Origin of the sequence: Actinomadura sp. NPDC048394 (assembly GCF_040651755.1) — a bacterium.
Lineage (GTDB): Bacteria > Actinomycetota > Actinomycetes > Streptosporangiales > Streptosporangiaceae > Spirillospora > Spirillospora montaniterrae.
Genome location: NZ_JBEZJL010000086.1, coordinates 1 through 17,775 on the forward strand (window position 1 = coordinate 1; position 17,775 = coordinate 17,775).

Annotated in this window: 20 protein-coding genes; 7 read left to right on the plus strand and 13 right to left on the minus strand. The window is 74.3% G+C overall.

Annotated features, from left to right (window positions below; translation table 11 throughout):
* Window positions 1-112: 112 nt before the first annotated feature.
* The 4 genes from AB0C78_RS41965 to AB0C78_RS41980 are packed head-to-tail and all read right to left on the minus strand — an operon-like array spanning window position 113 to window position 3,504.
* The gene (locus tag AB0C78_RS41965) at window positions 113-1,477 is read right to left on the minus strand and encodes a hypothetical protein (RefSeq protein WP_360759343.1); all 1,365 of its coding nucleotides are present in this window, start codon (window positions 1,475-1,477) and stop codon (window positions 113-115) included.
* On the minus strand, window positions 1,474-2,211 hold the full coding sequence (locus AB0C78_RS41970) for an ATP-binding cassette domain-containing protein (RefSeq protein ID WP_360759346.1): 738 nt from the start codon (window positions 2,209-2,211) through the stop codon (window positions 1,474-1,476). The genes AB0C78_RS41965 and AB0C78_RS41970 overlap by 4 nt, the downstream gene beginning before the upstream one ends.
* Window positions 2,212-2,213: 2 nt before the next feature.
* Window positions 2,214-2,924: a hypothetical protein gene (locus AB0C78_RS41975; protein WP_360759349.1), complete on the minus strand. Its 711-nt coding sequence runs from the start codon at window positions 2,922-2,924 to the stop codon at window positions 2,214-2,216.
* Between the two features lie 58 nt (window positions 2,925-2,982).
* Window positions 2,983-3,504 carry a sigma-70 family RNA polymerase sigma factor gene (locus AB0C78_RS41980; protein WP_360759352.1) on the minus strand — a complete coding sequence of 174 codons (522 nt, stop codon included), beginning with the start codon at window positions 3,502-3,504 and terminating at the stop codon, window positions 2,983-2,985.
* Window positions 3,505-3,708: 204 nt separating this feature from the next.
* Here AB0C78_RS41980 and AB0C78_RS41985 point away from each other — a divergent pair, with 204 nt between their 5' ends.
* Complete coding sequence (locus AB0C78_RS41985) at window positions 3,709-4,137, plus strand: MarR family transcriptional regulator (RefSeq protein WP_360759355.1); 429 nt, start codon at window positions 3,709-3,711, stop codon at window positions 4,135-4,137.
* A gap of 26 nt (window positions 4,138-4,163) precedes the next feature.
* Here AB0C78_RS41985 and AB0C78_RS41990 read toward each other — a convergent pair whose 3' ends face one another.
* Window positions 4,164-4,397 (minus strand): DUF3040 domain-containing protein, encoded by a 234-nt coding sequence (locus AB0C78_RS41990; RefSeq protein WP_360759358.1) that lies wholly within the window; start codon window positions 4,395-4,397, stop codon window positions 4,164-4,166.
* A gap of 123 nt (window positions 4,398-4,520) precedes the next feature.
* Complete coding sequence (locus AB0C78_RS41995) at window positions 4,521-5,225, minus strand: helix-turn-helix domain-containing protein (protein WP_360759361.1); 705 nt, start codon at window positions 5,223-5,225, stop codon at window positions 4,521-4,523.
* A gap of 118 nt (window positions 5,226-5,343) precedes the next feature.
* Between AB0C78_RS41995 and AB0C78_RS42000 the strand changes: the two genes are divergently transcribed.
* Window positions 5,344-5,991: a DUF2231 domain-containing protein gene (locus AB0C78_RS42000; RefSeq protein ID WP_360759364.1), complete on the plus strand. Its 648-nt coding sequence runs from the start codon at window positions 5,344-5,346 to the stop codon at window positions 5,989-5,991.
* The gene (locus AB0C78_RS42005; RefSeq protein WP_360759367.1) at window positions 5,988-6,413 is read left to right on the plus strand and encodes a hypothetical protein; all 426 of its coding nucleotides are present in this window, start codon (window positions 5,988-5,990) and stop codon (window positions 6,411-6,413) included. The genes AB0C78_RS42000 and AB0C78_RS42005 overlap by 4 nt, the downstream gene beginning before the upstream one ends.
* On the opposite strand, the gene AB0C78_RS42010 is transcribed toward AB0C78_RS42005, so the two are convergent.
* The gene (locus AB0C78_RS42010; protein ID WP_360759370.1) at window positions 6,410-6,772 is read right to left on the minus strand and encodes a hypothetical protein; all 363 of its coding nucleotides are present in this window, start codon (window positions 6,770-6,772) and stop codon (window positions 6,410-6,412) included. The genes AB0C78_RS42005 and AB0C78_RS42010 overlap by 4 nt on opposite strands.
* A gap of 34 nt (window positions 6,773-6,806) precedes the next feature.
* Complete coding sequence (locus AB0C78_RS42015; RefSeq protein WP_360759372.1) at window positions 6,807-7,535, minus strand: SDR family NAD(P)-dependent oxidoreductase; 729 nt, start codon at window positions 7,533-7,535, stop codon at window positions 6,807-6,809.
* Window positions 7,536-7,592: 57 nt separating this feature from the next.
* Between AB0C78_RS42015 and AB0C78_RS42020 the strand changes: the two genes are divergently transcribed.
* Both AB0C78_RS42020 and AB0C78_RS42025 read left to right on the plus strand, forming a co-directional pair.
* Window positions 7,593-8,186, plus strand: a complete 594-nt coding sequence (locus tag AB0C78_RS42020) for a helix-turn-helix domain-containing protein (RefSeq protein WP_360759375.1) — start codon at window positions 7,593-7,595, stop codon at window positions 8,184-8,186.
* A gap of 80 nt (window positions 8,187-8,266) precedes the next feature.
* On the plus strand, window positions 8,267-9,307 hold the full coding sequence (locus tag AB0C78_RS42025; RefSeq protein ID WP_360759378.1) for a hypothetical protein: 1,041 nt from the start codon (window positions 8,267-8,269) through the stop codon (window positions 9,305-9,307).
* A gap of 163 nt (window positions 9,308-9,470) precedes the next feature.
* On the opposite strand, the gene AB0C78_RS42030 is transcribed toward AB0C78_RS42025, so the two are convergent.
* A complete protein-coding gene (locus AB0C78_RS42030; RefSeq protein WP_360759381.1) occupies window positions 9,471-10,892 on the minus strand; it encodes an MFS transporter in 1,422 nt (473 codons plus the stop codon).
* Between the two features lie 67 nt (window positions 10,893-10,959).
* On the opposite strand from AB0C78_RS42030, the gene AB0C78_RS42035 reads away from it, so the two are divergent.
* Window positions 10,960-11,457 (plus strand): helix-turn-helix domain-containing protein, encoded by a 498-nt coding sequence (locus AB0C78_RS42035; protein ID WP_225991636.1) that lies wholly within the window; start codon window positions 10,960-10,962, stop codon window positions 11,455-11,457.
* Window positions 11,458-11,533: 76 nt separating this feature from the next.
* Here AB0C78_RS42035 and AB0C78_RS42040 read toward each other — a convergent pair whose 3' ends face one another.
* Window positions 11,534-12,208 carry an ATP/GTP-binding protein gene (locus AB0C78_RS42040; protein WP_360759384.1) on the minus strand — a complete coding sequence of 225 codons (675 nt, stop codon included), beginning with the start codon at window positions 12,206-12,208 and terminating at the stop codon, window positions 11,534-11,536.
* A gap of 204 nt (window positions 12,209-12,412) precedes the next feature.
* Between AB0C78_RS42040 and AB0C78_RS42045 the strand changes: the two genes are divergently transcribed.
* Complete coding sequence (locus tag AB0C78_RS42045) at window positions 12,413-14,059, plus strand: IS200/IS605 family accessory protein TnpB-related protein (protein ID WP_360759387.1); 1,647 nt, start codon at window positions 12,413-12,415, stop codon at window positions 14,057-14,059.
* Between the two features lie 6 nt (window positions 14,060-14,065).
* Here AB0C78_RS42045 and AB0C78_RS42050 read toward each other — a convergent pair whose 3' ends face one another.
* From AB0C78_RS42050 to AB0C78_RS42060, 3 genes are read right to left on the minus strand one after another with little or no spacing between them, the layout of a single operon-like run.
* Entirely contained in the window at window positions 14,066-14,683 is a 618-nt protein-coding gene (locus tag AB0C78_RS42050) for a DUF742 domain-containing protein (protein WP_360759390.1), read from the minus strand.
* Between the two features lie 6 nt (window positions 14,684-14,689).
* Window positions 14,690-15,109, minus strand: coding sequence for a roadblock/LC7 domain-containing protein (locus AB0C78_RS42055; protein ID WP_151540644.1), 420 nt, complete (start codon window positions 15,107-15,109; stop codon window positions 14,690-14,692).
* Window positions 15,106-17,757, minus strand: a complete 2,652-nt coding sequence (locus AB0C78_RS42060) for a nitrate- and nitrite sensing domain-containing protein (protein WP_360759393.1) — start codon at window positions 17,755-17,757, stop codon at window positions 15,106-15,108. Before AB0C78_RS42060 ends, AB0C78_RS42055 begins: the two co-directional genes overlap by 4 nt.
* Window positions 17,758-17,775: the final 18 nt, after the last annotated feature.

A 17,775-nucleotide genomic window follows, 5' to 3' on the forward strand; every position in this document is an offset into this window, starting at 1 on the left:
GCGCGGTGTGGGGCGCGGCGCGGTGTGGGGCGCGGCGCGGTGTGGGGCGCGGCGCGGTGTGGGGCGCGGCGCGGTGTGGGGCGCGGCGCGGTGTGTTGGGGTGGTGGTGGGGTCAGGGGAGGGCATTTGGGGGGAGGTGGGTGGTGCGGAGGGGGTGTAGGTGGGTGGCGAACCATTGGTGGCGGGTTGGTGGGGAGAGTGCGGCTAGGCGGTGGGCGGCGGCGAGGACGGCGGGGGTGGGGCCGCCGCGGGTGGGCAGCGCGGTCGCGTCCGGGGGGTCGCCGGCGGCGATGAGGACGGCGAGGACGGCGGCCTGGCGTGCGGGATCGGTGCCGTCCCACGCTCCGAACAGGAGACCGGCCGCCGTGTCGGCGCGCATGCTGCGCGCGGCGCGGCCGGTGACCGGTCCTCGTTTGTCGTAGGCGTCGAAGGGAGCCGGCACGGAAAGGACACCGTCCGCGATGCGCGGGCCGTCGACCGGCCTCTGGTCGATCCGGGACGGGACGCCGGGCAGGCCCGCCAGCTGGCTGGTCACCGGACGCATGGCGGCGGCCACGTCGGGAAGGCGTGCCTTGAGCGCCGGGTGGATGCAGATCTGGATCGGTCCGCGGTCGCAGGCCGGGGTGTAGGGCACCGAACGGCCATCGCCGCGGGACTCCAGCCGCGGGATCGCGGCGATGCCGCGGCCGGCGTCGACGCGGCCGGTTCCGGCGAGCCAGAGCCCGGCGCCCGCGGCGACGGTGCCGGCGGCCGTCAGGATGATCCCGGCCGCGCGGACGAGCGGTCCGCCAGCGGCGCCGCGCAGGGCGAGCAGGCCGAGCGCGACGGCGACCAGCCCGGCAGCGAAGATCAGCTCGACGGCGGGAAGGTCGTGGCCTGTCCGGTAGAACAGCGCGCGGTACGGGTCGGTGACCTGGCCGACCGGGCTGACCAGGCCCACGGCGACGCCGGTGGACTTCAGCGTGCCCGCCACGACCAGCAGCAGGAACGCGCCGATCGCGGTGAGGGGCGCGACGAACCGTCCGGAGCACATCGCGCCGGTGGCGTGCCCGGCGGCGCAGAACGCCAGGAACGCGGCGAAGGTCGCGGCGACCGGCCACCAGGGCGGGGATCCCCAGCTCGCCGTGCGCGCCGTCAGCCCGTACAGGAAGCCGGTCGCCGCAGAGAGGAACGCCAGGCCCCACAGCGCCGTCGCGGCACAGCCGGGAAGGGTGCGGCTCCAGCCGCCGCGCGCGGTGCTCGCCAGCAGCTCGCCCGTGCGGGCGCGTTTCTCCCGGGACGCGGTCCATGCGGCGGCGCCGGCGATGACCGGGCCGAGACCGAGGAGGGTCTCCTGCAATGCCTCGCCGCGGCGGGCCCAGACGGCCGTCCCGGTGACCGAGCGCCCGTACGGCGAGATCCACAGCAGGACGGCCAGGGTGGGCAGCAGGAAGGGGGTGACGTTGCGGCGGAGTTCCAGCCGTAGCAGGCCCATCATGTCCGTGCCTCCGCGAGGACGGCGCTGTAGCCGCGTTCCAGCGGCGCGTCCCCGACGCCCGTGCCGGCGCCCCGGGCGCTCAGTTCGGCCGGTGTGCCGGTGAAGACCAGCCGCCCGTCGGACATCAGCCCGACCTGGTCGCATGCGGCGCCGACGTCCTCGACGAGGTGGGTGCTGACGATGACGGTCGCCCGCTCCCCCATGCGGCGCATCAGGGTGCGGAACTGGACGCGCTGTTCGGGGTCGAGCCCGGCGGTGGGCTCGTCCAGCAGCAGCAGCTCGGGCTCGTTCACGATCGCCTGCGCGATGCCGACCCGCCGCAGCATCCCGCCCGACAGCGTGCGCAGCTTGGAGCGGGCGCGGTCGCCGAGCCCGACGTCCTCGACGGCGGCGGCGACGGCGCGCGGGACCCGGGCGCGCGGCATCTCCTTCAGCAGCGCGATGTACTCCACGAACTCCACGACGGTGAAACCGGAGTAGTAGCCGAGGTCCTGCGGCAGGTAGCCGAGACGGCGCCGGATCTCGCGGCGCTCCGCGTGCCCGGCGGGGTCGCGGCCGAGCAGCCGCAGGTCGCCGGCCGACGGCGGGATCACCGTCGCCAGCACGCGCAGCAGCGAGGTCTTGCCCGCCCCGTTCGGGCCGAGCAGCCCGTACACGCCGGTCCCGATCCGCAGGTCGACGCCGGCGACGGCCCGCCTGCGGCGGAAGGACCGCGTCAGGCCCCTGGTCTCCACGTTCACTGCCAACCTCGCTTCGCCGGGCCGGACCCCGGCGCGGCCGGGGTGCTGGTGCCGATCAGGACGACGGCCGCGCAGACCACGGCCAGGACCGCGTACGGGACGAGCAGCACGGGCCGGGCGACCGCCGCGGCGGCATGCCCGGTCACGGCCCGTGCGGACAGCACGGCGAGGCACCAGGCGGTGAGCCCGGCGGCGACGCCCGTGTTGGCCGATCTCGTCAGCGTCGCCACCGCCAGCGCGAACGCCGACACCGCCGCCATCGGGACCAGCCAGCCGAAGGTGACCGCGGCGGCGTGCGCGGACGCCGCCGACGCGGCCAGGCCGAGGAGCGCGTCCGTACCGAAGACGGCGGGGACGCGGACGAGCAGCACCATCCGGTCGCCGATCGGCAGGGTGCGGGTCAGCTCGTAGGCGGGGTCGACCCCGGGGCCGTAGGCGTAGGCGATGCCGGCGGCCGCGACGACCGGCGCCAGCAGCGGGACCAGCGCGGTCCCGGTCGCCAGCGACGCGACCGTCCCGGCGCCGAGCACGGCGATGGAGGCCAGCAACCAGGGCAGCAGCAGGGACGGTGTGGACAGCAGCGCCCGGGCGAGCCCGTCCGACCGCAGCAGCGCGGCGAGCGCCCGCTCGACGCGTCCGGGCGGACGGTGCCAGACCTGTGCGGCGACACCGAGCCACACCCGCCCGAGATCGGGTGTCTCGTTCATTCCGGCTCCTTCCTCACCGTCAGGGCGGCTCTCATGGCGGCCCTCATGGCGGCCTCCTTCATGACGGGCCTCCCAGCGCGGTGCGCAGGAACCGCCGGGCGCGGAAGGCCCGGCTCTTCACGGTGCCCTCGGGGATGCCCATGGTCTGTGCCACCTCCGCCACGCTCCGGTCCTCCTCGTACAGCAGCCGCCACAGCTCGCGGTCGGGCGCGTCGAGCCCCGCCACGGCCGCGTCCAGCTCGATCCGGGTCAGCGCCCGTTCGTGCTGGTCGGCCTGCGGGTGCGGCGGCAGCAGGTCGGGCGGCCGGTTGCGGCGCGCCCACAGCGCCGCCTGCCTGCGCGCGATGCCCCACAGCCAGCCGCCCGCGCCGGCGCCGTCCGGTCGCCCGCGGTCCGGGCGGTAGCTCCGGGCGCCCTTCCAGACGCCGAGGAACGTCTCCTGCAGCACGTCCTCGACGGCGTCAGCGGCGAGCATGCGCCCGAGGCGCGCGGCGAGCCACGGCGCGTGCCGCGAGAACAGCTCCCGCAACGCCGCGTCGTCGCCGCCCGCCATGGCCGCGATCAGCTCGTCATCGTCCATCACTCCTCTATTGCGGCATCGCCCGTCCCGGTTCACCAGACTTCCGGGCAGTTGTGGACAACGGGCGGCGCGGCGGCCCTGACGGCGTACGGCGACGGGCGGCGCGGCGGGCCCGACGGCGGGCGGCCAAGGGCGGCGCGGCGGGCCCGACGGCGGGCGGCCCTGGACGGCGGGGTCTTAGACTCGGCGTGTGGACGGGGTGCGTTGAACGAGCTCAGCCAGGAGGACTTCGCGTCCCTGTTGGCGTTCCGGACGGGTCTGCGCCGCTACCTGCGCTGGAGCGAGACGCGGGTGTGCGAGGCGGGGCTGACGCCAGCGCAGCACCAGCTGCTGCTGGCGATCAAGGGGCACGGTCCGCGGGTCGCTCCAACGGTGGGCGAGCTGGCCGGGTACCTGCTGCTGCGGCACCACAGCACGGTGGAGCTGATCGACCGGGCGGAGCGGGCCGGGCTGGTGCGGCGGGGACGCGACGCCGAGGACAACCGGGTCATCCGGGTGTCGCTGACGCCGGCGGCCGACCGGGTCCTGTCGGAGCTGACCCGGCTGCATCTGGCCGAGCTGCAGAACCTCGCACCGATCCTCGACCGGCTGAGCGCCGAGCTGAGGCATCTGGAGAACCCGCACCCCGGCTGACCCCCCGGCCTGAACCCCACCTGCCGTCAGCGCGTGACGAGGGCGGCGACCGCGCCGACGGCGACCATGCCGGCGAGCAGGACCGCGGTCATGATCCAGCAGGTCCAGCGGCTGGGTTCGACGCGTTCGCGGCCCGGCGGCGTCTCGGCCTCCGCGAGCCGGTTGAACATCGCGAACCGTGCGGCGAGATCGTGGTCTTCCTTGCAGAGGCCCATCTCGATGAGCGCGAGGACGCGGCTCTCGTGCAACGGCAGGCTCATCGCCCCTCCAGCCACTCCGCTTCCGCCCTGGCCAGGCTTCGCGAGCAGGGCGTGTGCATGTCCTATTAACCGGAACGCGCAAGATCTATCGTCCCGCGATAGAGCGATAGAGCGATAGAACGGTTACGGCGCCGGAACGCGCGGGCCGAACTCGACGCAGCAGTAGCCGTCGTGCGGCGCGAGCGTCGCCTGGACCGAGGACGCGCCGAGGCCGTCCACCATGCCGGACAGGAACGCGTGGTTGACGCCGCAGACCAGGTCGGGGTCGTCGGCGGCGAGCGGGTGGAACGGGCAGTTGCGCAGGCGCAGCCGGGCGGGGCTGTCGCGCTCGGGCTCGAACCCGTGCCGCGCCAGCACGTCCGCGGCGCGGGTGAGCGCGCGCTCCGCGCCGAGCCGTCCGCCGCGGACGGGCCGGCTCTCCGCTTCGCCGAGCGTCCGGCCGCGTTCGGCCGCCGCCCGCAGCGCCGCCTGCTCGCCGCTCTCGCCCGCGGACTGCGTGCGGACGGCGTCCAGCAGGATGCCCGCCAGCAGCCCGTGCTCCCGCTGCGGCACGCTGACCTGCACGTCCATGCCGGACGGCTCGTACACCTTCGGCGCCCGCCCGACCCGGCGCACGCCGGACGGGTTGGCGTAGCCGGCCCGCAGCAGGCCCGCCGCCACGAGCTTGTCGAGGTGGAACGCGGCGAGCTTGCGCGAGATGCCGACGCTGGCGGCGGCCTCGTCCCGGGTGACGGGACGGTTCGCGGCGCGGATGAAGGCGTACATGTCGCGGCGCAGGCCGTCGCTCAGGATCGCGACGGCCTCGAGCGCGGTGGGATCGGCGGGCACGCCCCCACTTTACGCCGAGAAATCTGGCTGAAACCAGGACGACATGCCCAGTTTCTGGCCATCCCGTTGACGGCCTCCCCTAAAACACCAATACTTGTTGGCGAAATAGGAGGTCGCCATGGACGCCCTGCGCCAGGCCAAGCGGCCGGTGAGCGCGCTCGCCGGCCCGTACGGACATCCCCTGCACCCGCTGCTGGTGACGGTCCCCATCGGGGCATGGACGTGCAGCCTGGTCTTCGACGTCGCCTCCCACCTGGTTGGCGACCCGGCGTTCCTGGCGAAGGGCTCGCTGTGGCTCATCGGGATCGGCGTCGCCGGCGCGCTCGCCGCCGCGTCCGCCGGGTTCCTCGACCTGCTCGCGATCGCACCGGGCACGCCCGCCTTCCGCTCGGCCCTCGTCCACATGTCCCTGAACCTCGTCGTGACGCTCGCGTACGTGGGCGGATTCGGCTGGCGGACGGCAGCGGACCATGCAGGCGCGGTCGGCGCCGGGCAGCTTGCACTGTCGGCCGCGTCGTTCGCGGCGCTGGCCGCGTCGGGGTATCTCGGCGGACGGCTCGCCTACCGCTACGGCGTCCGCGTCGCCGACGAGACGGCGCAGGCCGAGGGCTTCGCACAGACCGACGCCCAGGCCGACGGGTCCACGCAGGCCGACGGGTCCACGCAGGCCGAGGGGTCCACGCAGGTCGAGGGGGTCGCCGCCTCCGCGTCATCCGCCCAGGAGCCGGCGAGCCGGCGCCTCACCGAGAACGAGGGATCACCATGACCATCGCCGCCCTGATCACCTGGCTCGTCACCGCGCTCGGCGGTTTCTACATGCTCGGCACCTGGATCGCGCGGGGCGGCGTCCGGTCGGGACGGACGCGCCTCCCGGTCCCGGTCGTCCTCGGGCACTTCCTGCTCGCCGCCGCCGGGCTGGTCGTCTGGATCGTCTACCTGTTCGCCGACCGTTCCGCGCTGGCCTGGACGGCGTTCGGGCTGCTGCTGCCCGTCGCGCTGCTCGGCTTCGTCATGTTCGCCCGCTGGCTGCCGTCCGTGCGCGCGCACACGGTCGCGCCCGAGGGCGCGCCGGGCGCCGCGGAGGCCGCTCCGGCCGAGAGCGCGTTCCCGGTGCCGGTCGTCGTGGGCCACGGCCTGTTCGCGGTGGCCACCCTCATCCTCGTCCTGCTGGCGGCCCTGCGCGGCTAACCGCCGTCACCCGGCAGCGCGTCGCCTGGCAGCGCGTCGCCGGGGAAGCTGCGGACGGGGTGGACCTCGTAGGTGAACACCCCGGCGCGCACGCCGGGGTCGTCCTCCATCAGCTCGCGCGTCCGCTCGACCGTCGCGTTGAAGATGCCGACGCCGCACAGGTCGCTGTCGTCGGTGACCGGGCAGACGATGGACAGCAGTCCGTCGGCGCGCAGCTGGAAGTTGCGCCTGCCGTGCTCCCAGATGACCGCGTCCGCGCCAGCGCGGCCGTACCCTTCGGCCGCCTTGAGCAGGACGACCGTGTATCCCCTGGTCAGCGCCCGCTGGGCCCGCATGTACTCGTCGGTGATCTCGGTCATCGCCGGCCTCCTCCGCTGCGCGGGATCGTACCCCTCACCAGGGGACGGGACCCTGCTCGCGGAAGAATCCGCCGGTCGGCCCGTCCGCGGGCAGGGTGGCGAGGTCCACGACGATCCGGGAGCCCTCCTCGACGGTGCGGGTGCCGCGGTGCGCGCTCATGTCCGTCGCGACGTACCCGGGCGTCGCCGAGTTGATCTTGATGTGCGCGAGGCCGGGGTCGGCGGCGAAGGCCGCGGCGTACTGGACGGTCAGCATGTTCAGCGCCGCCTTGGAGCTGGAGTAGGCGAGCCGCAGGTGCGCGTCGCCGCCGAAGTCCGTGCCGCCGCCGGTCAGCGTGAGGGACGCCGTCGTGCTCGACACGTTCACCACGCGCGGCGCCGCCGAGCGGCGCAGCAGCGGCAGCATCGTGTTCAGGACGGTGACGGAGCCGAAGACGTTGACCTCGTAGACGGGGCGCATGTCGTCGGCGGTCATCTCGGTGGCGAGTGCCTCGACCATGAGCCCGGCATTGTTGACCAGGACGTCGAGACGGCCGTGCTCGTCGCAGATCCGGGCGGCGGCGGCCGCGACGCTCGGCGCGTCGGTGACGTCGAGGGGCAGCGGCCGGACGTCGCCCTCCGGTGCGAGGTCGCGTGCTGCCGCGGCTCCCCGGTCCGCGTCCCGGCTGCCGAGCAGGACGGTCATGCCCCGCCGCGCCAGCTGCCGCGCGGTCTCCTTGCCCAGTCCCCTGTTCGCCCCGGTCACGAGCGCCGTCGTCCCCATGGCATCCTCCTCATGTTACAGCCTGTATCTCAATATACAACCTGTATCATCACGTCCATGGAGCGAGCAGCCGGGATCGAGCGCACCCGCCGCGCGATCGTCGCCGCCGCGCGGCGCCACCTCGTCGAAGTCGGCTACCACGGGCTGAGCATGGAGCGGGTCGCGGCCGAGGCCGGGGTGACCCGGGTGACGGTCTATCGCCGGTTCGGCTCCAAGCCGGGGCTGCTGGAGGCGGTCGCCGACGACCTCGCCGGACGCTCCGAGGTCGTCCCGCAACTGCGGGAGGCCCTCGACCAGCCGGACGCGCCCGACGCGTTCCGCGGAACCGTGTCCGGTATCTGCCGGTTCTGGGGCACCGATCCCGATCTGCTGCGCCGGCTGGTCAGCCTCGCGGAGGTCGACCCGGAGGTCCGCGACATCATCGCCGGGCGCGAGCGGTGGCGGCTGGCGCAGGTGACCGCCGCGATCGGGCGGCTGGACGGCGAGGGCCGCCTGCGCCCACCGTTCGGGGTGCGGGAGGCGAGCGCGGTGGCCGGGGCGGTGACGTCCTTCCCGTCCTGCGACGCGATGGCCGCCGACCTGGGCGTTCCGCACGCCGATCTCGCCGGTCTCCTGATCCCGCTCCTCGCGTCCATCGCCGACCTCGACTGAAGGGGCCGCGCGGCACGGCACCATCCGCGGTTCCCGGCGCGTTCACCCGCCGGACGGACGCGGCTCCTACCGTGCCCCCGGTGACCGAGATCAACATGTCCTCCCTGCCCCGCCGGACGGTCCTGGCCGGCGCGCTGGGCGCCGCCGGCGCCGCCGCCCTCACCGGTACCGCCGCCCCCGCCCGCGCCTCGTCCCACCCCCGCCCCCTCCGGGTGCTGATCGCGACCAACGAGCCGTGGGGCACCTACCACGTCTCCCCGCTGCTCACCGAGGCCGCGGCGCGCGGCGTGCGGCTGACCCAGCTCGTCCCCGACCGGTCCCGGATCGCACCGGACGACCCGGTGCCCGTCGCCACCCCGGACACCGCGCCGCGCGCCGACCTGCTGGTCGTCACCGGAGCGGGCGACTGGCCGCTGGAGTGCGCGGCGCGGTTCCGGCACCTTCCCCTCGCCGCGAGTTCGCTGGCCTACCTCGGCCCTGACGAGGCGCCGGGCGCGAAGCGGCTGCGCCCCCGGCTGCGCACCGTCACCTCGTCGTCGGACGCCGAGGCGCGGTCGTTCGCGAGCTACCTCGGCACCCACCGCCGCGTCCGCGTCGTCGGGTCGCCGCAGACCGACGACCTGCCGCGCCGCGCGCCGGAGAGCGGCCTGGTGCTGGTCGTCACCAGCGTCACCCACCCGGACGGGACGGGCGGCGCGGCGCCCGGCACCGAGCTGCTGCTCGCGTCGGCGGCGCGGCTGAAGGACGCCGGCAAGCACGTCCTGGTCGGCCTGCACCCGCGCGAGGACCCGGAGCTGTGGCGGCAGTACGAGATCAGCGCGGTGCCGACGCTCCAGGCGTCCGCGCGGGCGGAGGCGGCGATCGGGATCCCCGGCACGGTGTTCCCGCTGATCGCGGCGGTCGGCACGCCGCTGGTCGGGTGCACCGATCCGGCGCTGGAGGTCCCCGGCTACCTGCTGTCGGTGTGCTCGTCCACGATCGGGGACGCGGCGGACGCCGTCGCCGCCGTGTCCGGCGCGCACCTGCCGGACGCGTCCGTGCTCGCCGACGCCGTCGGGCCGGTCGGCGGGTCCGCGGCGCGGCTGCTGGAGGCGTGGCGCCGGACCCCCGGCGTCCACTGATCCCCCGCGCGCGCCCGCGGAATGTACGGAAAGCACGACGGGCATCCCGTCCGGATCGGGATGCCCATCATGTGGTGGGGCGGTGGGCGGACCGGATCGTCATCGATCCGGGTCAAGGTTCCGTCCGCGCCCGCGTTCTGCGTCAAGCATGTCAAGCAGGGAGTTAGGTGCCGGCGACCACTTCCTTCTCGGTTTCGGGGACGGGGGCGAGGGGCTGCCGGCGGCGCGGGGTCATGCCGAGGGCGGCGATCGCGGCGATGACCATGAACGCGCCGACCATCAGCCAGGCGTGCACGTAGGCGCGGTGGGCGTCCACGTAGCCGTGGGGGGAGCCGAGGACGGCGACGGCGAGGCTGACGCCGAGGACGCTGCCGATCTGCCGGCTCATGTTGACGACGGCGCTGCCCGTCGCGAACCGGTGGTCGGGCAGGTCCGCGGCGGCGGCGGACAGGATGGTGGGGAGCGCGAGGCCGACGCCGACGCCGCCGACGAGCCAGCCCGGCAGCATCTCGGCGGCGTAGGCGGGAGTCGCGTCGAGCGAGGCCGCGACCATGACGACGCCGAACGCGCAGAGCATGCAGCCGACGGCGGTGATCAGGCCGACGGGGACGCGGCGCGCCGCCATCTTCCCGGCGATCAGCGCCATGACCGGGACCATCAGGGGCCCGGGCGCGACGCCGAGCCCGGTGCGGACCGGCGAGTAGTGCCAGACCTGCTGCATCCACAGCACGCCGAGCAGCAGTTCGGCGGCGAACGCGACGGTGAAGAGCAGGACGGCGGCGTTCGACCAGGCGAAGGTGCGGACGCCCAGCAGCGCCGGCTCGATGACGGGCGCCGGGTGCCGGCGGGAGCGTCCCCAGAAGAAGGCGAGGGCGATCACGGCGGTGCCGATCACGATGGCGGTGCGCTGCCCCGGCCAGTCGTTGATCTTCACGACGCCGAGCGCGAGCAGGGCGATCGCGCCGGTCAGCACGGCGGCGCCGGGCAGGTCCGGGACGCGGGCCGCGGCGCCCTCGCGGCTGTCGGGCACGAGGCGCAGCGCCAGGAGCGTCGCGAGGATCCCGATCGGCACGTTCACCTCGAACACCCAGCGCCAGGACGAGTCGACCAGGACCCCGCCGACGGCGGGCCCGGCGGCGGCGGCGAGCGCGGACGCCGACGACCAGATCCGCACGGCGCCGGCGCGGCGTCCGGGCGGGAAGACCGACAGCAGCAGGCCGAGGCTGGTGGGGATGAGCGCGGCGGCGCCGGCGGCCTGGACGACGCGGAAGGCGACGAGCCACCACAGCGACGGCGCGAGGGCGCAGGCCTGGGAGGCGAGCGTGAAGACGGTGAGGCCGAGGACGAGGCCGCCCTTGCGGCCGTAGCGGTCGGCGAGCCTGCCGAGCGGGACGAGCAGCGCCGCGAACACGATCGCGTAGCCGTTCAGCACCCAGGACAGGTCGGCCAGGGACGTCCCGGCAAAGTCGCGGCCGATGTCGTCGAACGCGACGTTGACGATGAACAGGTCGAGGCCCGCCATGAAGGAGGCGACGGACAGCACCGCGAGCGAGGCACCCGGGCGCACCTGACTTTGTTTCACCATAGTCAGGGACGCTAACCCCGCCACCTGACTTTGGTCAAGCGAAGTCAGCAGGTTTATAGTGGATCCCGTGACGATCGCACTTGAGGGGCATTTCGCCGACCGCGACACCTGGTCGATGCAGAACTGCCCGGTCGCGCGGACGCTCGCCGCGCTCGGCCCGCCGTCGGCGGTGCTGGTGCTCAGCGAGGCGTACTTCGGGACGAACCGGTTCGGCGACTTCGTGAAGAACCTCGAGATGACCGAGTCCGCCGTCACCGCCCGCCTGCGCCACCTCGTGAGCGCGGGACTGCTCGTCCGCGAGCCCTACCAGGAGCCCGGGCAGCGCACCCGCTACGAGTACCACCTGACCAAGATGGGGCTGGACCTCGCGCCCACGCTCGTCAGCCTCATGGAGTGGGGCGAGACGTACCTGCCCGGCGAGGAGGGGCGGCAGGTCGCGCTCCGGCACGCCGGCTGCGGCGAGGGCGTGACCGCGCAGGTCCGCTGCGCCGCCGGGCACGACGTCGCCGTCGACGAGATCGTGATGGGTTCGCCGTCGGCCGCGCCCGACGGCGAACCCACCTAGCCGCCCCCGCGCGCGGTGGCGAACTCCCCAGCCGGCCCGCGCGCGCGGAGGCGAACCCAGTGACCGCCCCGGCGGGCTAACCCTCCGCCCGGGCCGGAGCGGGCCAGGGCCGGGGCCCCGGCTCGGACGGGGCGCGGGACGACGCCGCGCCCGCGATCCGCAGCGCGTGCTCCACCAGCGCGACCAGCACCTCCTTCGCCGACCCGGTCCGCCGCGCGTCGCACAGCAGCACGGGCACGTGCGGGTCGATGTCCAGGGCCGTCCGGATCTCCGGCGGCTCGTAGCGGTCGGCGTCGTCGAAGCAGTTCACCGCCACCACGAACGGCGTGCCCTTCTGCTCGAAGTAGTCGATGGACGCGAAGCTCGCCATCAGCCGCCGCGTGTCGGCCAGCACGACGGCGCCGAGCGCGCCGCGCGACAGCTCGTTCCACATGAACCAGAAGCGTTCCTGCCCGGGCGTCCCGAACAGGTAGATGGCGACGCCGTCGCGCAGCGTGATGCGCCCGAAGTCCATCGCGACCGTCGTGGTGGTCTTGGCGGCGACGCCGCCCAGGTCGTCCACGGCGGCGCCGACGTCGGTGAGCGCCTCCTCGGTGCGCAGCGGCCGGATCTCGCTGACCGCGCCGACCAGGGTCGTCTTGCCGACCCCGAACCCGCCGGCGACCAGGATCTTCAGCGCGACCCGCGGCCCGTCGGCCCGCTCGTCGTGCTCACCGGCGGGATCGGGCGGGGGGTTCGGAACTGCAGGCATCTGAGTGTCCATGAGAGTCCGCAAGTGTCAAAGATGTTCACGATGGTGTTGACGTGCATTTCCGGGGTGGACGGGAGCATGGGATCGGATTGGCGAGGCCACATCGCCGACGGCCGCCCAGTGGTGCCCGGGGTCGCGGGATGCCGTCGTGCTGGTGGCGCATATCGATTGCACGTTCGAGTACGGTGACTTAACGTATCCGTCATGTCGCGGTCTGCTTCCGACGGAGCGGCGTCCTTCACGCCGCCGTTCGTGGTGACGGGGCCGACGGGGGTGGCGGTGCGCGACCGCCTTAAGGACCTGACGGCCCAGGACGAGCTGGTGCTGCGGCTGGCCGGAGCGCATCTGGGGTCGCTGGCCGGACGCGATCTGAAGGTTCGCTGCGCCGATGGTCTGGGGCACGACGCCGAACGCTGGGCGGCACGCAAGCGGGAGTTGACGGCCGCGTCGTCGGCACGGTGGGCCGGAAGCATCACCAGGGTCACGCATGAGCAGTGGGCGCTGGCACGGCGCGGCCGGCTCGCCCACCTGCGGTCCCTGGAGGCCGGGGTCCGCACGATCGAGCACCGGCTGTCGCAGCCGATCGGTCGGAGGGGCACCAAGCGGGAGCCGGGGGGCTATCGCTCCAAGCGCGAATGGTTCGCCAAATCGCGCCGCCTTGCCGTGCTGAAGCAACGGCTCGCCACCGAGCGGGCCGACTGGGACGCCGGGCGCGTGCACGTGGTCCGGGGCGGGCGCCGGCTCCTCAACACCCGGCACCATCTGGAGGAAGCCGGGCTCACCGCACAGGAGTGGCGGCAGCGATGGGAGGCCCAGCGGTGGTTCCTGCAGGCCGATGGCGAGTCGGGCAAGCGATACGGAAACCAGACTATCCGCGTCACTCCTGGCGGAGAGGTGTCGGTCCGGCTCCCTACTCCGCTGGAGCACCTGGCCAACGCACCACACGGCCGGTACGTGCTGGCGGCCCGCGTCGCCTTCCGGCATCGGGGCACCGAGTGGGCCGACCGCATCGAGACCGACCGCGCGGTCGCCTACCGCATCCACTTCGACGTCGATCGGAGCCGCTGGTATCTGACCGCGTCCTGGCGACGCGCCACCGCCCCGGCCGTCTCCTTGGAGGCCGCACGGGCGCGCGGCATCATCGGGGTCGACACCAACGCGGACCACTTCGCCGCCTGGCGGCTCGACCGGCATGGCAACCCGGTCGGCGACCCCAAGCGGTTCGGCTACGACCTGTCCGGTCCGGCCTCCCGCCGCGACGCCCAGGTCCGGCACGCCATCACCGGCCTGTTGCGCTGGGCCGCGTCCTGCGGCGTCGCCGCGATCGGCATCGAGGACCTGGACTTCAGCGCCGACAAGACCCGCGAAAAGCACGGCCGCCGCAGGAGGTTCCGGCAGCTGATCTCCGGGATGCCGACCGGAAGGCTGAAGGCCCGGCTGGTGGCGATGGCCGCCGAGGCGGGCCTGGCGATCGTGGCCGTGGACCCCGCCTATACCTCCAGGTGGGGTGCGCAGCATTGGCGTGAGCCGATGAGCACCCCGCGTCGCAAGGTCTCCCGGCACGATGCGGCGAGCATCGCCGTCGGGCGACGCGCCTTGGGGCATCCGATCCGGCGACGGACGGCACCGCCCCCGCACGACCAGAGCGATCATGCGGGGCATCGGACCGTCCAGGCCGGACACGATGACCGGGGGCGCGAGGGACCCCGCCTCCCCGCCGCGGACCGCGCACACGATGCACGACCACCCGAGCAGGAGAGTAGAACGCGGGCGACCAGCGCGTCCAACACCGTTCGGGACGCGCGCAGAACCGGGATCCGGGTACACAACTCACTCCTGGACACTGTCTAGGAACGGTCAGAGCGCGCGGAGTTCATCGAGCACCCTCCTGAGCAGGTTCGGGTCGTTGTGGGGCTGGACGGACGGGGTGGCCGGGGCCCAGCGCTGGACGCTCACCAGGCCGGAGTCGACCAGGTCGCCGGCCAGCACCCGGATCACGCCGAACGGCAGGTCCAGGTCGGAGGCCAGGTCGGCCAGGGCGTGCGGGCGGCGGCACAGCGCGAGCAGCCGGCGCTGGTGCCGCGACAGCCGGCCGGGCTCGGCCGGCTGCCGGCCGGTCGCGACGAGGATCGCCACGATGTCGAGCGGCTCGCCGCGCGGCCGGGTCCGGCCGCGCGTCACCGCGTAGGGGCGGACGATCGGCCCGGCGGCGGCGTCGATCCACCGCTCGCGCGCCGGCGCGAACGGGCCGCCGCTGCCGGCGGGCTCGCCGAACCCACCGGGCTCGCCGAAGGCGCCGGGCTCGCCGGGGTCGCCGAGCCCGTTCGGGTCGCCGGGGGCCGGGGGGCCGGCGGAGGCGACCGGCGGGGCGAAGGCGCCCGGGGCACCGGGCCCGCCGGGGCCCGGGGGTCCGCCGGTCCCGGGTGCGCCGGGACCGGCGGGTCCCCGGGGGGCGCCGGGTGCGCTGGGGGTCATGGCGGCTCACCCGGATCCGGGCCCCGGGCCCGGCTGTCTCAGGCCGGTGGACAGCTGCTTGCCGACCCGTTTGACCAGCATCGTCATCTCGTAGGCGACCAGCCCGGCGTTCGCGCCGACCTCGCTGAGCAGCGCCAGGCAGCTGTTCGCGCCGGCGGGGACGACGAAGAACAGCCCCCGCTCCATCTCGACCATCGTCTGCCGGACGTCGCCGGAGTCCATCTGCGGACGGGCGCCGACGGCCAGGCTGTGGAACCCGGCGGCGAGCGCCGCGAGGTACTCCGCGTCCTCCCGCCCGACGCCCCGGGACATGCCCATCACCAGGCCGTCCCGCGACAGCACGACGACCTTGCGGATCTGCGGGACCCGGTCGACGAGGTCGTCGAGCAGCCAGTTCAGCTCGTTGGTCGTTCCCTGCCCGCTCATGCCCGCTCCCTGCCGTCCGGTGCCTCGTCCTCGTCGCGTCCGCGCAGCCAGCCCGCCTGGAGTGCGGCGAACAGGTCGCGGGACGCCTCCGCCGACCGCTCCTCCCACGCGACGAGCGCGTCGTCGGGGGCCGGTGCCGTGCGCGGGGTCGCGCGCGGGTCGTCGCGCAGCTGCGGCGCCAGGTTGCCGCCGCGGACCCGCCGCGGCAGCGGCGCGCGCCCGCCGCCCGCCTGGACCTCGCCGAACGAGGCGGGCGCCTCGAACGACCGCGCGTCGAACGCCTGCGTCTCGAACGCCCCGGATCCGAACGCGCGCGGCTCGAACGCCTGCGTCTCGGCGGGGCCCGCGTCCAGGTGCGGTGTCTCCAGCCGCCACGCCTCGTGGAACGGCTGGGTCTCCTCCGGGGCGCCGCCGGGCGGCTCCGGGAACTCGACCACCGCGGGCGCCTCGACGTCGAACGGGGTCGGCGCGTTCAGCATCGCGGTCCCGTTCGACGGCGCCGACCCGGCCACGCCGGACGGCCAGGGCCGCGGCGCGCCGTTCGCGGCGCCGTTCGCCGCGCCGTTCGCGGCGCCGCTCCCGGCGGCGGGAGCCGGACGCGCGAGCGGTGCGTCGTCCTCGTCGTCGGGCCCTTCGGCCTCGACGATCAGCCGGCGCGGGATCAGCACCACGGCGCTGACGCCCCCGTACAGCGACGGCTGCAGCGCGACCCTGATGCCGTGCCGGTGGGCGAGCCGCCCGACGACGAACAGCCCGAGCCGGTCGGTGACGGCGAGGTCGAACTCCGGCGGCTGCGACAGCCGCAGGTTCAGCGCGTCGAGCTCGGACTGGTCGAGGCCGATGCCGCGGTCGATGATGTCGACCGCGAACCCGTTGGCGCCCATCTCGCCGCGCACCAGCACCTCCGTCGGCGCCGGGGAGAACACCGTGGCGTTCTCGATCAGCTCGGCGAGCAGGTGGACGATGTCGGCGACGGCCTCGCCGATCACCGCGGCCCGGCCGGACACGACCACGACCTCGACGCGGGTGTAGTCCTCGACCTCCGAGATCGCCGACCGCAGCACGTCCTCGACGTGCACGGGCCTGCTCCAGCCCCGGCCGGGCGCCGTCCCGGACAGGATGACCAGGCCTTCGGCGTGCCGGCGCATGCGGGTGGTGAGGTGGTCGAGCCGGAACAGGTCCTCCAGCGCCTTCGGGTCGGACGCGCCGCGCTCCATCTCGTCCAGCATCCGCAGCTGCCGGTGCAGCAGCGACTGGCTGCGGAACGCGACGTTCAGGAACACCCGGCTGATGCCCTGCCGCAGGTAGGACTCGCGGACGGCGGTCTCGATCGCGGTGTGCTGGACGCGGGTGAAGGCGTCCCCGACCCGGGAGACCTCCCGGCTCTTGCCGATGACCAGCGGCGGCGCCTCCGCCTCCACGTCGACCTCCTCGCCGCGCCGCAGCCGCGCCACGACCCGGGGCAGCCGGTTCGAGGCGAGGTCGAGGGCGGCGCGCTGCAGCCCGCGCAGCTCGCGGGAGAGGCTGCGCGCGGCCAGCAGCGACAGGACGATCGAGGCGATCACGGCGAGCAGCCCGAACCCGCCCGCGATGACCAGCCGCACGATGATGCGGTGGCCGATCGGTTTCGCCATGTCGTCGAGCGCCAGGCTCGCCTGGGTGACGCGCTGGTCCCACGCCTGCCCGAGCAGCTGGGTGGTGGCCGTCCAGTCGCCCGCCTCGGCGGGCAGCCGGTCGCCGCGCGCGTTGACGATCGCCGACTCGGCCGCGCGGTACCGCTGGAAACCGGCGGACTGGGCGAGCTGCCGCAGCGGCGCCCGGATGCTCGCGTTGAGGTCGGCGAGCCCGGCGTCGAACGCCTGCCGTCCCTGCGCCGCGAACTGGACGAACGCGATGTGCTCGGCCGGGGTGAAGCGGCCCCCGCGGCCCATCGCGGAGATGACCAGCGAGTCTTCCTTCAGCATGGCGGCGCGGGCGTTGCCGAGGCTGATCAGGGCGCGGCCCTGGGTGAGGATGTTGACGTCGTCGACCGCGACGAAGCCGTTGAACACGGCGACGAGGTCGTCGAGGACGGTGCTGTAGGAGTTGATGAGGTCGAGCGTCTCGAAGCGCCCGGCGTCGACCCTGGCGCGCAGCTGCGGGAGTTTCGCCAGGTCGCGGACGGCGACGGTGAGCCGCTGCTTGGTCTCGGTCTTCGCGGCGTCCTGCGCGTCCTTGGACAGCGCGGACCGCTTGAAGGCGGCCTCGAGGCCGTCGACGCGGGCGCGCTGCTGCGTGAGCTTCTGCTTGTACTGGGGCTGCTGCGTGACCAGCGCGGCGACGCTCAGGGAACGTTCCGCCTGGAGTTGGCTCACGAGCGTGATGCCGGGCAGCCCGATCTTCTCGTAGGTGGTGGAGAAGTCGTACTTGTCGAACGCGTCGCCCAGCGTGATGTTCGCGGCGAACGCCCACAGGGCTATCAGGGACACCAGCGGGACGAGCAGCAGCGCGGTGATGCGCATGCGGATCGGCCGCCGCTTCCTGGGGCGGGTGCTCTGCTCGCCGGTGCGTCTCGTGCGTCGCGCGCTCTCGGCAGCGAAGTCGCCGTCGCCGGGTTCCTCCCGGGCCGGGGCCGCGTGCGGGGCCGTCGGCCGGCCTTCGGTGTCCATCGGATCACCCACTCGTCG